The organism is Nocardia tenerifensis NBRC 101015 (assembly GCF_000308715.1).
GTDB lineage: Bacteria > Actinomycetota > Actinomycetes > Mycobacteriales > Mycobacteriaceae > Nocardia > Nocardia tenerifensis.
Genome location: NZ_BAGH01000071.1, coordinates 1 through 12,626 on the forward strand (window position 1 = coordinate 1; position 12,626 = coordinate 12,626).

11 protein-coding genes and 2 pseudogenes are annotated in these 12,626 nt (G+C 62.5%); 7 read left to right on the top strand and 6 right to left on the bottom strand.

Features of this window, described 5'->3' with window-relative positions; translation table 11 throughout:
• Together ON39_RS05840 and ephH are read right to left on the bottom strand one after the other, a co-directional pair.
• Positions 1-414 (bottom strand): hypothetical protein (locus tag ON39_RS05840; RefSeq protein ID WP_040731912.1); only part of this gene is annotated, 414 nt, incomplete at its 3' end.
• 88 nt (positions 415-502) lie between these two features.
• Positions 503-1,414, bottom strand: a complete 912-nt coding sequence (gene ephH / locus ON39_RS05845; RefSeq protein ID WP_040731914.1) for an epoxide hydrolase EphH — start codon at positions 1,412-1,414, stop codon at positions 503-505.
• A 122-nt stretch (positions 1,415-1,536) separates the two neighbouring features.
• Between ephH and ON39_RS05850 the strand changes: the two are divergent.
• Positions 1,537-2,250, top strand: a pseudogene (locus ON39_RS05850) (exodeoxyribonuclease III); the annotation flags it as partial.
• A 54-nt stretch (positions 2,251-2,304) separates the two neighbouring features.
• Here ON39_RS05850 and ON39_RS46990 read toward each other — a convergent pair.
• Positions 2,305-3,240, bottom strand: a complete 936-nt coding sequence (locus ON39_RS46990) for an NsdA family TPR-like regulatory protein (RefSeq protein WP_083894266.1) — start codon at positions 3,238-3,240, stop codon at positions 2,305-2,307.
• A 780-nt stretch (positions 3,241-4,020) separates the two neighbouring features.
• On the opposite strand from ON39_RS46990, the gene ON39_RS05860 reads away from it, so the two are divergent.
• The 3 genes from ON39_RS05860 to ON39_RS05875 all read left to right on the top strand — a co-directional run bounded on the left by ON39_RS05860 (position 4,021) and on the right by ON39_RS05875 (position 6,919).
• On the top strand, positions 4,021-4,551 hold the full coding sequence (locus ON39_RS05860; RefSeq protein ID WP_040731918.1) for a hypothetical protein: 531 nt from the start codon (positions 4,021-4,023) through the stop codon (positions 4,549-4,551).
• Between the two features lie 32 nt (positions 4,552-4,583).
• Complete coding sequence (locus ON39_RS48470; protein WP_146251070.1) at positions 4,584-5,705, top strand: hypothetical protein; 1,122 nt, start codon at positions 4,584-4,586, stop codon at positions 5,703-5,705.
• 659 nt (positions 5,706-6,364) lie between these two features.
• Positions 6,365-6,919, top strand: coding sequence for a recombinase family protein (locus tag ON39_RS05875; protein WP_040731922.1), 555 nt, complete (start codon positions 6,365-6,367; stop codon positions 6,917-6,919).
• Positions 6,920-6,986: 67 nt separating this feature from the next.
• On the opposite strand, the gene ON39_RS48475 is transcribed toward ON39_RS05875, so the two are convergent.
• Positions 6,987-8,591, bottom strand: coding sequence for a helix-turn-helix domain-containing protein (locus tag ON39_RS48475; protein ID WP_110293478.1), 1,605 nt, complete (start codon positions 8,589-8,591; stop codon positions 6,987-6,989).
• Positions 8,592-8,968: 377 nt separating this feature from the next.
• Entirely contained in the window at positions 8,969-10,582 is a 1,614-nt protein-coding gene (locus ON39_RS46995; protein ID WP_169335862.1) for a recombinase family protein, read from the bottom strand.
• Between the two features lie 103 nt (positions 10,583-10,685).
• Between ON39_RS46995 and ON39_RS48480 the strand changes: the two are divergent.
• The 3 genes and pseudogenes from ON39_RS48480 to ON39_RS05900 all read left to right on the top strand — a co-directional run.
• A pseudogene (locus ON39_RS48480) lies at positions 10,686-10,814 on the top strand (exodeoxyribonuclease III); the annotation flags it as partial.
• Positions 10,811-11,350 carry a guanyl-specific ribonuclease gene (locus tag ON39_RS05895; RefSeq protein ID WP_040731933.1) on the top strand — a complete coding sequence of 180 codons (540 nt, stop codon included), beginning with the start codon at positions 10,811-10,813 and terminating at the stop codon, positions 11,348-11,350. The pseudogene ON39_RS48480 and the gene ON39_RS05895, both read left to right, overlap by 4 nt.
• The gene (locus ON39_RS05900) at positions 11,350-11,856 is read left to right on the top strand and encodes a barstar family protein (RefSeq protein ID WP_040731936.1); all 507 of its coding nucleotides are present in this window, start codon (positions 11,350-11,352) and stop codon (positions 11,854-11,856) included. Before ON39_RS05895 ends, ON39_RS05900 begins: the two co-directional genes overlap by 1 nt.
• On the opposite strand, the gene ON39_RS05905 is transcribed toward ON39_RS05900, so the two are convergent.
• A partial coding sequence (locus tag ON39_RS05905) for a TetR/AcrR family transcriptional regulator (RefSeq protein ID WP_255219233.1) occupies positions 11,849-12,626 on the bottom strand: 778 nt, incomplete at its 5' end. The two genes, ON39_RS05900 and ON39_RS05905, sit on opposite strands and share 8 nt — an antisense overlap.

The window sequence follows — 12,626 nt, forward strand, 5'->3', positions numbered from 1 at the left end:
GAGGTGGCCGACTTGTTGGGCGAGTTCGTCCACTCGTGCGGGGAGTGGGGCGAGGTGGCCGACTTGTTGGGCGAGTTCGTCCACTCGTGCGGGGAGTGGGGCGAGGTGGCCGACTTGTTCGGCGACTTCGTCTACCCGCGCGTGAAGTGGTGTCAGGTGGTTCACCTGTGTCGACACCTCACCGAGCAGCGACTCCATGCGATTCATGCGGTGGTTGTGTTGGCGATGGGTGGCGAGGAGGACACCGAACTGGCGGCCGCACGTCGACTCCAGCCGTTGTAGCCGTTTGTCGATGCCATGGACCAGGCTGCCGGTCTTGGCGACCTCGGCGTTGGTCTTGCCGCTGAGCTCGTACAGTGCGTCGACATCGCCGCGGAGCTGATGCATCACGCGGTCGGTTTGAGTGGTCCCCATGCCTCGAAACAGTAGGCGGCGGCGTGAACGAGATCGAGGGCTTTGTCGTATCTGTGGATAACTCTCTGACCTGTGGATATCCCGTGCCTCAGACCGCGCGAAGACGGTTGCGGCTGGCGTACACGTGCTCGGCGATGAGGGTCGCGATCCGGTCCGGCGCCTCCAGCATCGGGACGTGTCCGACGCCGTGCACGACGATGCGGTCGGCGGACTCGGGCAGTTCCTTCAGATAGCGGCGCGCGTAAACGCGGTTGGGCAGGATGCGGTCGTACTCGGACAGCAGCAATCGCACCGGCGTCGCCACCGTGGACAGGTTCTCCTGCGCGGGGCCGCGCATGCTGCTGACGATCAACGGCAGCATGGACGGACAGTGCAGGGCGGCCATGATCGCGGCGGCGGCGTCGCGGCGCGCGACCGCGGACGCGTTCTTGCTGAGCAGTAGCAGCGCGACGCGCTGGGCGACGACGTTGTTGACCGCGAAACCGCCCAGCCGCTTACCGATTTCGATGAGCGGGATCATGGACAGGAACTTCAGGCTGACCCGCAGCTGAGTGAGCGAGGGCGCGTGCCAGCCGCCCGCCGGGGCGACGAGCGTGAGCGTGCGCGCCCGGCCGCGCCGCGCGAGTTCGACGCCGACCCAGCCGCCGAGCGAGTTGCCCGCGATATGGCAGGTGCGCCAGCCGAGTTCGTCCAGGTGGTCTTCGATGCGGTCGGCCAGTGCGGGCACGTCGACCGACCAGCCGTCCGCGAGCTCGCCGCCCCAGTGCCCCGCGAACGCGGGCGCGTACACCTCGCACTGACTCGCCAGCCGCGTCGCGGTCTGCTCCCAGCTGTGCGGCGACATCATGAAGCCGTGCAACAGGAGCAGCGGGTCGCCGGAGCCCAGGTGTAAAGCCTTGACCGCCTTGGGTAGTTCGGGCTTGGACCTGCCCCGCGTTCGCGCGGCGCTCGTGGCGCGTTGTGCGGCGGCGGACTTGGCGGTGTCAGACGGCATCGTCATCACCCTTTCCTGGACGGCGGTGTCCGAGGGAATTCATCTGACCAGCATTGTACGGTCGTGCGGTGGCCAACATCATCTCGACAGTGAACGTGAACGGCGTGCGCGCGGCGGCGGGCAAAGGCATGCTCGCCTGGCTCGCGGCGACGGAGGCCGACATCGTCTGCGTCCAAGAGACGAGGGCTACCGACGAGCAGACCAGAGCCGCCCTCGCGCCCGCGCTGGCCGACGGCTGGTGCCTGGCGCACGCGGAGCCGGAGTCCAAGGGCCGGGCCGGAGTCGCGATCCTGTCCCGGCGCGAACCGGACGCGGTTCGAATCGGCTTCGGCAGCAGCGAGTTCGGCGCGTCGGGCCGGTATATCGAGGCCGACTTCGACGCGGTGACGGTCGCCAGCGTGTACGTGCACTCCGGGGACGCGGGCACCCCGCGCCAGGACGAAAAGTACCGGTACATGGCCGAACTCGGCGCCTACCTCACCGCCCGCACCGGCGACTTCGTGGTGAGCGGCGACTGGAACATCGCGCACACCGAACGCGACCTGAAGAACTGGAAGGGCAACCTGAAGTCGGCCGGGTTCCTCCCCGAGGAGCGAGCCTGGATCGACGGGCTGCTCGCCGTCGGCTACGTCGACGTGGTGCGCCGGCTGCATCCCGCCGTCGACGGCCCCTACAGCTGGTGGTCCTACCGCGGCCGTGCCTTCGACAACGACACCGGGTGGCGCATCGACGCGGTTTTCGCAACACAGGGTATCGCATCACGCGCGATCACGGCACGGGTGGAGCGTGCAGCGACATACGCCGAGCGTTGGTCGGATCATGCCCCAGTCACCGTGCAATTTGCCCAGAAGATAGGTGAGCCGCTGTCTGACTCGCATGTATCACCTGACCAAAGATCAGGTGATGGTCATCTCTGGGCAGATCCGGTTGAGCATGATGCCGAGCCATTCGGCGTGTTGGAACTCCGTAGGTAGGGCCGCGACTCCGGCCGTGGCCTCCCGTACGGCTTCAGACTCGCGTCCGAGTAGGGACAGCACGACGCCGCGTTGCACGCCCCAGAACCCCTCGACATACCAATACCCGTGTCGGGGCAGGTCTAGCCCATCTGTGGATTCTGCCGCCTTGTCGGCTCTGTGAAGGGCACGGACAGCTCTGGAACGGTCACCTTGTGCCGCAAGCAATTCGGCTTGCTGATACCGGTCGTAGGCACCTAGGACCGGGTGAGCTTTCGGTACCCGGATTGCGGCCTCTGTCACGTCGTTTGCGCGGGCAGAGTCCCCACGGTGCCACGCCGTGTAGGCCAAGAACGACAAGGCGTGTTCGACCAGCGAGGCATCCCCGGATTCTTCGGCTAGTTTCGCGGCATCGGTGAGTGCCTTGTCGGCAAGCGTGAAGTTGCCCGCTACATGTTCAAGCCACCCCCGATATGTGGCTACCTCAGATGCTAGCGAGGCACCGTCAGCGGAAACCAAAGCCCTTGCCGCGCCGTCTATCCCGCGAACCGCTGGAATGACCAGAGCCGTCCCGATCTGGTCTTCGAGCCGCCTGGTCCTTTGGAGGATCACCGAGATGTCCTCGAGCGCTGAGACTCCCACCAACGACGGATCGGCCATCGTCGCCGTCAAACGCTCTACGTCCAACACTGGATCGTTACCGAGCACATCGCGGTACGCGGCGATCACAGCCGGAGGAACAGGCCGCTTGCCGTTCTCGATATCGGAGAGATAGCCGTAGCTGAAACGAGTCTTGCGCGACATCTGACGCAGGCCGACGCCCATAACCATCCGCAGCTCTCGCAGCAGATGACCGGTCACGTCCGATTCTGCGAACACATGCGAACACTAACCCGGTTCCGTTGAGAGTGCATCGAGGTCAGGGTTATTGCAGGCCCTGAGCACGAAGACTTCGGAACTCCCAGGGCTGGGCGTACTAAGCCGTAGTCGATGCTGGGGAGGTTGGGGGATGCGCCGAGATCGGTTCCGTACCACCACGTCCCCGGACGACCGCAAGATGGCGACGTGGCGACTGGTAGGCCACGACTGCCAGGTGCTCCACATCGTGAACCGGGCCGATTCCTCACCGGCCTACCGGTGGCCTAGCGGTACACGACTCCCGTGCGAGATACCAGGGCTGGTGATTCTCGACGGCTTGACGAATCTGTGGGAAGCCCGCGAGGCGTTCCCCCGTCACGGTGACCTATGGAACGCAGTGCGTCATGACTATTGGGCCGCACTGCTGGATACGACCGATCAACCAAACCCGTTAGGAGCGTAGCTATGACGACGAAGTGTGCATGTGGAGGAGGTCCGTGGGTCAAGGTGTCCCAGTGCAAAGGGGTCGCGATGTTTGACCCGGTCACGGGCGAAATGCTGAAGGTCGCTTGCCCTTCGATGTTCTGTACCGGGCTGGTTCCGTTGGTAGAGGGGAAGATCGGCCAGCATGACGGGACGGTGCCGGGCCGCTGCCCGTGGATTGGTACGCGGGTCGTAGACGATCGCGCCGACTTCGCCCCGCACGCCTGAAAGACGGGTCGGTGTCGTGAGTGGCTTGTACCGTGACCACGACAAGCGCGACACTGAACGGTTCTGACCACAACGAGAAGGGGTAATAATATGGGTGGCTTCCGGCCGTACACGAAAGCAGAACTCGAACAGATCGAGCGGGACCAGCAAGACCCGAAATGGCTGGAATGGCTGGCACCGGAGAATATGAACGCGCAGCTTGACGCGTTCCTGAATGAAACCGTTCCGGACATGTCGGATAATCCTTGGTCGGCCGGAGGTCTCGATCAAGCCGAGCGGTACATCTTGGATCATTTCCACGACATGGACGAAGTCGATCGGCCGCAGAATGCGACTGTAGCCGATCAATTGAGTCGGTTTATCGGAGAAGTATTTCGCAGAAACTTCGAGGGAGCTTGGTTCAACGTGCCGAGCATGGGCGGAGACCGATACAAGGATTTCGGTCCTGTGATCCGACACGAATGGACAGACGTCTACCTCGACACGGGAAACCTGATTACCGCGACGGTAGATCGGCAATGGGGTGACTACCTCTCGGGGATTTTTTCCAACAGTCTTGAAACATACCGCGAGTGGGTTACTGCCGGTCGGCCGCCTATGGCCGAATGGCTTAAAGACTGATTATCTAAGCTGCACCGGGCTCAGGGGGGCCAATGGGGTACGAATGGAACGACAGGCTAGAAGCGGAGTACACCCGATACGTCGACGGAAAGTGGTTCAAAGGACTCAACGCCCGCGACCGTAAGGGATACCTCAAGGCCAGGGAGCGATGGAAGCGTTCTCGCGACGTAGGCACACGGTTTCGCGATGGTATGGCACTACTCAATGGTCAAACCCTTGAGCGGGGCTACCAAAAAGAAGTGCGGATCGTTACGGATCGCGGAGCGCGATACCACGACGTATTCAGCGAGAAGGCGCAGAGGGGGCACGAATACAAGGCTGGAAGAGTCGATAAGGAAAAAGCCTTACCGCAGCTCGAAAAAGATGAGCGCTTCATGGCGGCCGGTGGTCGAGTCGATTGGACGATCGTTCAGGGTGCCCGCGTGGACCGCGAAGTATTAGACAAGCTCCAGGAAATGAAACAGAAGTGGGGACGTCAATTCAACGTACAAGAGGTCTCTCGTGAACAGCGGCGTACCGCGCTCACTATCAGCAAGCACTTGGAGAAACAGAAGCGGGCCAAGGAAAAAGAAGCCCGAGCACGAGACAGGGAAGAGCAGAAGCGGCAGCGTGAACGCGCGAAGGAGGAGCGAGACCGCGAGCGAGTACAAGCCGCTGAACGGGCAGCAGCTGTGCAGGCGGCACGAGAATTTCCCACGTATGAGCAATTAATGCAACGGGAACCAGTGCAGCCGGTTTCTAAGTCTACCGATAGGGCACTTTCGGCCCCGGAAACCGAGCGTGACCGAGTGGCGCGCGAAGCGGCTGAATCGGCTATCCGAAATGTTCAGAAACAATTCGGATACAATCCCTTGTCGCTCGAAAAGAACACCCCGGAACGTGAATCGGCCGAAGCCGCACGCGCCAGGGCCGAGCGCGAAGCACGCGAGGCAACCGCGAGAACGCAGGCCGAGGCCCAACGGGTTCAAGACGCGGCGTTTCGAGAGATGCTGAATCAAGCTCGGGTGCCGGAGGCCGTACGGCTGGGATTGCTGGGACAGGCCCACGACCCGCACGCAGCGGTGCGGGAGCCACCCGGACACGCACCGAATGTCGAACGTGGCGGTACCGGTCAGACCCAAGGCCGCGACCGAGGACAGTCCCGCGACCGGTGATCGTTCAGCAGCGAATCAACGATCTCGATTCGCGATCGTTCCGACCCTCCGGAAACATGCTCCGAACAGCAGAGGCTTAGGTAACGAAAGCCTGATAACCCGTACACGTCCGGGGAGCCGCATAACGTGCCGATCCCGAGACCGGGGGCGCGGGCAAACGCCCCTGGGGTGGTACGGGGGTCTAGATGACCCGCTGACGGCCGACTGGTAGCGGTGCGGACAGAAGTCCTCCCCGGACGGAACCCACTGCCACAGTGCGAAGCTCATCCGACGCCGAACGCCCCTGCCCGCAGGCAGGCACCCGAAGGCGGGCCACCCGTGCCAACATCTACCCCCTCCCCCCGTCTCCGGTGAAATCGGCCCGTATTGCCTGAGGGTGGGCCGCCAAGGCGGAGGGAGGGGCGTACCGGCACCCCGGTATTCCAGCGCGGGGGGAGATTGGCCCGTATGCCTGAGGACTGACCACGGACAGTGCGATGGGTCCTACCCCCACCCATGCGGGTGTCTCACAAACGATCGGTTGTTGCGACTGAGACCGGCGTCGGCTGGTCGGTTCGTCGTCCTTGAGAAACAGTCTCGGAATCCGTCTTGAAAACCCGTCTCAAAACCCGTAGTCTCAAAACCGTTCAACCAACGGCATTATGAGACAGGCGGGGAACATGGCGATCATCGGCTACGCACGAGTGAGCACCACCGATCAAGACCCACAGTTGCAACTCGACGCGTTGAACGCCGCAGGGGCACAACGGATCTTCACGGACCACGGAGTGTCCGGCTCCAAGGCTCAGCGACCCGAACTCGATGCTTGCTTGGATCATCTCCGCGAGGGTGACGTGCTCACCGTGTGGAAGCTCGACAGGTTGGGCCGGAACACGGTTCACGTACTCCAGCTCATCGAGCAACTGACCGACCGTGGAATCGGATTCCGTTCCCTCACCGAGGGATTGCACACAGACGGACCGATGGGCAAAGCGATGCTGACCGTGATGGCAGCATTCGCCCAACTCGAACGAGACACCATGATCGAACGCACCCGCGCCGGACTGGCAGCGGCAGCCGCCAACGGGCGCAAGGGCGGTCGGCCCCGCAAGGTGGACGACGCCGACGCTGCCAAGGCTCGGCAGTTGAAGGCCAAGGGCATCACTGCCCCCGATATCGCGAAGATGCTCGGTTGCTCACGAGCGACCGTGTACCGGTACCTGTCGGAGAACTAACCGATAGACACGAGATAGCCCCCGCCGAAACGGGGGCTATTTTCGTTTCTACGCGACGAACACGGCACTACCCATACTCGGGTAGCCCCAGTGCCTTGGCTAAGCCCATCTGCCGTATTTCCTCTTCGTGGGCGCGGCGCTGTTGCTCCGCTAGGTGTTCCTCGAATTGCCGCTGAAACTCAGGATCATCTTCCGGCGCACCTTCTTGGCGTGCGCCATCCAATCGCATCTTGGTACGGAACCCCTCCCGGTTCCGTTCGTTCTGCTCGACCTGCCGGACAGCCCGGTCGATAGTTCCCAACTCGATAGCCAACTGATCCAAACAGTGGGAGTCCCCAGCGGCCTCCCACCTACTACCGGTCTTCACAGCCAACCCGTGCTTTGCCAGCACGGTCAAGTGACGATCAACGGTTCGGCGGTTCCCGTCGACCACGGCAGCAATCTCCGGGGCCGTCATCGGACGGCCACCGTTCTTCAATATCAACCACGTCTGTCCTCGGTTTTTGCCGAGTCCAGACCCATTACGGAACACCGGGTGCATCAACACCCGGTCATTATCGATTTGGTCATTAGTACACCATATAGTTCTTTTACCTATATGGGGGGACGAGTTAAGTGCGGTCATTCTGTCCACCTCCGGTCCGAACCGGTACGTGTCGGCATCCCCCAATCGGGATGCCTTCACCCGGATCAACCAACCGGCATCAACCAACCGACCCAGCGCTTTACGCGCTGTCTTGTCTTGAACCTGAGCCACCTCAGCGATACGCCGTGACCCGAACGCCAAAGCTGTTGTCGCCGACGTAGTCCCCAGCTCGCACAACGCCAGCATGACCGACCGATCGGTGCTCCCGGTCTTTCCTCTCCACGGTGCGACCATTATCTGAGCCCGGACATTATCGAGTTTGGCAACAATCTGTTTCGGCGTCAGCTGATCGGCTGACTTGTCCCACACCCGGACAAGAAACGCTTCTGGGTCCTCGGTGCCCTCGCCACCAGCAAGCGCGAAATACTTCGCGCTACAGCCGTTCCTATGATTCGTCATCACTCCACGGAAATGCTCGAACCTGTATCCGCAACGACGAAGGCCAGATGCTACCGCTAATGCCATCTGAGAACGCCCCGCGTATTTACCTCCGGTGTCGCCTTCGCTGATCAATGACACCAGCCACGCGGGCCGCTCCCTGTAGCGCGGCTCGTCGTATTCCGAGGGTCCAAGTACCCCTAACGCTTCTTCGACTGTCTGCGGCGCAATGAGCGCCGTTTGCAGCCCTAATCGGTGCGGAGCCAACGGCGGACGAATCGCTTTACGGTGAGCGGATTTCAGAACACCGAACGCAATCGCACACTGGTTCACCCGGTCGCGATCCTCGGTACGGATATAAAGGTGCCGGTGATCTTCCCGACCCGAAGAAACCAACAGCGTCGGCAAACCCTCCGCCTCTGCCCATTCCCGAACACGCTCGCCGGATTCCACCAATTCCGGAGTGTCCAAATCGAACGCCGCAAGCGTCGACTTCACCTCTACGAAGAACGCCCGGCCCGACTCCACCGCATCCGCGACCGGCACCCAACCCGAATCATCGGCCAAGTTGTTCTCATTGAGTAACCGGGCCTTACCGCCCGGCTTCACCACTGCCAGCGCAAGCGCCAACACATCCGACTCGAACACGATCCCACCCCTTCACTAGCAACTCACGACAGCCACCGTACCGGCCCTCACCGACACCAGGGGTGTTTACGTACCCCTGAACCTTATTAAGCGCTCACAGGGGCAAACAGAGCCGTCTACGCGGGCCGCTCTGGCTAGCCCTCCAACGGCAACGGCCCCCACCGATGGAGGGGGCCGCAGTACCGACAGAGCCGTTATTCATCTTCGTCTTGCATCGCTCTCGCTTTCTCCCGGTTCTCCCAAGCCCACTCGTTCCAACCAGGAAACGGCTCCCGCGCCAACTCCTTCTCTTCCGGCGTCAGCGGTCGGTTGATCTCTTTTCCCGCGCCTCGCCGGTCAACCCCAGGGCTGTTGTCATATACCCCGTGGATTTCAAGTTATGCGTCATCAAGTGCGAGCGGTTCGCCAGTATTTGCGTCGAAAACTAGAGCCGAGCCGTCCCGATGCTTGATCGTAAGGAAGTCGCTAGACGACGTAATGCCAACAATGCCTCCGTCGGTCATTAGCTTAAATAGAGCGTCCATCGGATGTGCACCGTCCGGCACGCTTAGGGCATCTTTGATCTGTTTCACCGGAAGTTCTACGTCGATACGATCAGGATTGATGCTCGCGATGTAGATTTTGATGCCTGCCTTCATTAGTAAGATGCGGCGTTCCTCGGGATTCATCCGCTTATACGCTTCGGAATGGGTTTCACCGGTCGGTTCATCGATGTACTCTGCTTCCCGATGGGGAAGCGATTCTAGAAGCTTTCTCTTTTCCACCAGGGCAGCCAGGCGCTCGCGGTAATCGTCTCGCCCGCCTTCGTAGTCGTAAAAGCCCAAATCGTGCTCGTCCCTGATGCTGGTCATTGCGCGGGTAACGGCTTCGAGTTCATCGGTGTGATCTTCGCCCGGAACAAAGCGACGCTCGGTAACTGGAAGTTTAGAGAATGTACCGTTTACCAGTTTGTCTACAAGTTGTTGCACAGCGGATTCTAGGAACGTAGCGCCGGGGCACTTCGGCTTGCCGGTTTTCGGCATGCACCGGTAGTAGGAGTACGTCTTGCCGTTCGGGTTCGAGTTCACGACTCGATATAGCCTGTCTTTGCATCCGTGGCAATAGACGATGCCGAGAAGTGGAGAAGCGCCGTGGGAACGTTCTCGAGTGCGGGAGCGGCTCCGTAGAATTTCTTGGATTTCGTTCCATTCTGCATCCGTGAATATGCCCTTAGGCGTGTACCGGATAGGCATTCCGTCTCCGCCACGGGCAAGCCTGCGTTCCTTAACTGAGCGACCAGTGAGCTTGAACCCCTGCGTAGCCGGAGATTTAAGAATCTTTCCTACACTAGACTGATTCCAGATGTCCGAGACCTTAGTCTTACGGTTTGCGCCCTCTTTGTGGTAGTACCTAGCCGGTGTGGGGAAGCCGTCTGCCGTTAGCTGAGCGGCTATTTCCCACTGGGATTTACCGGCGATAGTCATTTCGCCCATGACTCGAACGGCCTTAGACGAGATCGGATCTATTTCGAGAGTCTTACCGGCGCGAGGGTGATCAACGATCCTGTAACCGTACGGTGGCTGGCCTCCGGGCCAACGGTCCATTTTCCGTAATGCGGTATGTGAATCTTTTACGCGTGTTGCGAGCGTGCCCGCCTCTAGTTCGCCGAGGGCAGCGATGATTGCCGCCATTGCTTTGCCAAAAGGTGTGCTCAGGTCGAAACCTTCGGTAGTCGATACCAGCGACTTGCCGTTACCTTCGCACCAGGAAAGCAAGTCAGCGAGGTCTTTGGACGACCGCACCAGGCGGTCAAGCCTCCACACCACGATCACGTCGAATTCATGCGTCCGGTTCTTCAGCCAGTCGCCCAGTTCCGGCCGGTCGAACGGTGAGTACTTGGTGGCTGACACGTCCAGGTCGGTCGCTGTCCCTGCCTCCGTCCATCCACGAGCGAGCATGGTGTTACGTCCATGCTCTAGCTGACGAGCTGGTGACGTAGATTCGTCAGTCATGACGGATAGCCTCGCCACAAGCAAGGCGCGTAACGGGGTCTGCATCTCGGTTCCCTCCCTGTTCAAGGGTGATTCTAGTGTTTGTAGGGCCGAGTCGATCCGGTGGCGCATCGATTATCAGCTCGCCCTGGGCGAGCTCGCGGCGCGCGCCAAGCAGGCGGTCGTGGAGCGGGCCGCCGCCTACGACCAGCGCTGGTCCGACCACGCGCCGGTCACGGTGCAGTACCGATGAGCTTGTCACCGAAAGTGATTCGTGTGCTCGCCGGTCTGGGTGCGGTTGCGCTCGCGCTGGTGGTGGTCGTCGTCCTCGGCCTGCGTGGCGGCGACGATGACGGCCGGGCGACCACGACGGCCCGCGTTACCAGCGGTGCGGTCAGCACCGGCGGGGCACCCGCAGCCAGTGCGCCGAAGCCGTCCGAGGTTGCGCCGAAGCCGTCCGGGGCCGCACCGAAACCGTCTGAGGCGTCATCGCCTACCCGCGCACCGGGCGTGCCCGCCAACGCCTACGACACCCTGCGCGAGATCGACGCTGGTCGCTGGCCCGATTCGGCGAACGCGCCGGGCACCAAGGGCGGCGACCCCTGGATGAATCGGGCGGGCACGCTGGCCGCCGAAGACGCTGCGGGCAAATCGATCACGTACCGGGAGTGGGATGTGAACCCGAAGCAGCGCGGCCGATCCAGGGATGCCGAGCGCATCGTCACCGGCAGCGACGGATCGGCTTGGTATACGGGGGACCACTACGAGACCTTCACGAGGATGCGCTGATGACCAAGGTGATGCCGTTGTCGCAGTTCCTCGCTCGCCCGGTCGATCTCGAGACCGGCGCGCAGCGGAGTGCCGCGCCGGTGTTCGGGGCGGCACTCGTCGACGCCGCCGAGCTGAGCGGCGTGCGCTACCGTGCCCCGTCCGGCTATGTGGTGCGCGAACTGCGCGGCACGAAGATGCGCACCGTCGCGCGGCTGTTCGACGAGGTGGCCTCGGCCTTGCAGTTCCCGTACTACTTCGGCGAGAACAAAGATGCCTTCGACGAATGTCTGCGTGATCTGGACGATTTCGTCGGCGACGGCACGGGATACGTTGTCGTGGTGCGTGATTCGGTATATCTGCTGGCCGATGAGCCGGCCGAGCGGGACTGGCTCGCCGAGGCGATGCGCGACTGCGCGGATTACTGGGCGCGCAAGGGCGTCCCGTTCCGCGTTGTCCTGCAGGGGGAGTCGACCGGCTTGCACGAGGTCTCGCTCGACCTGGCGGACGGCGGCGGCGTCAGGTGAGTCGCCGCGCCAAATCCTCACCGAGCAAGACGAATACGTCGGTGGTGTGCTCGATCAGCTCGTCGCGGGTGAGCGACAACTCGCCCTGCAACCACGCGGTGAGCGTCTGCACCAGGCCGCCGACGAGATAGTTGGCCCGGAAGTCGATCGCGGGGTCGGAATCCGGATCGTCGATACCGTAGAAGTCGATGCCCTCGGCGGCGACCATGCGCGCGAACACCCGCACCGTTTCCGTGGTGCGCGTGCGCAACTCCGGCGTCGCCATGCCCGCGACCAGCGCCACCTTCGCTTTTCGCGGGTCATCGGTGAGCACGTGGATGCCCGCCGCGATGGCGGCGCGCGCCGTTTCTCGCGGGTCCTTCGGCGCGGTCCCGACCGCCGCCACGATCGCGATTGCGAGTTCCTCGGCGATCGCGTCGATGAGCGCGGTCAGCACGGCCTCGCGACTGTCGAAGCTCTCGTAGTAATACCGCTCGTTGAGTCCGGCCTCCGCGCACAGCCCCGAGACCGTGAGCTTGGCCAGCCCCTGCGTGCCGATGATCTCCAGCGCGGCGGCCAGCAAGGCCGCGCGCCGCTGCGCCCGCCGCTCGTCGGCGGAGACGCCGCCGTAGGTCCGCTGAGCGGAGTCGCCACGAGAGGCCCGCCCACTCTTCCCCGAATCGCCCTGCGATGCCTGCCCACCCGCCTCCCGGCCACCACCCCCCACGGGCTCGCTACGCGAGGCTGGCCCATTCGCCGCCCGGCCACCGCGTTTCCCGGAGCTGCCGCGC

Bases quoted from the DNA above. Each gene is read 5' to 3' on its own strand.
- ON39_RS05860 (WP_040731918.1), top strand. From the start codon at position 4,021: ATGGGTGGCTTCCGGCCGTACACGAAAGCAGAACTCGAACAGATCGAG.
- ON39_RS05895 (WP_040731933.1), top strand. From the start codon at position 10,811: ATGAGCTTGTCACCGAAAGTGATTCGTGTGCTCGCCGGTCTGGGTGCG.
- ON39_RS48470 (WP_146251070.1), top strand. From the start codon at position 4,584: ATGGGGTACGAATGGAACGACAGGCTAGAAGCGGAGTACACCCGATAC.
- ON39_RS05900 (WP_040731936.1), top strand. From the start codon at position 11,350: ATGACCAAGGTGATGCCGTTGTCGCAGTTCCTCGCTCGCCCGGTCGAT.
- ephH (WP_040731914.1), bottom strand. From the start codon at position 1,414: ATGACGATGCCGTCTGACACCGCCAAGTCCGCCGCCGCACAACGCGCC.
- ON39_RS05875 (WP_040731922.1), top strand. From the start codon at position 6,365: ATGGCGATCATCGGCTACGCACGAGTGAGCACCACCGATCAAGACCCA.
- ON39_RS46995 (WP_169335862.1), bottom strand. From the start codon at position 10,582: ATGACTGACGAATCTACGTCACCAGCTCGTCAGCTAGAGCATGGACGT.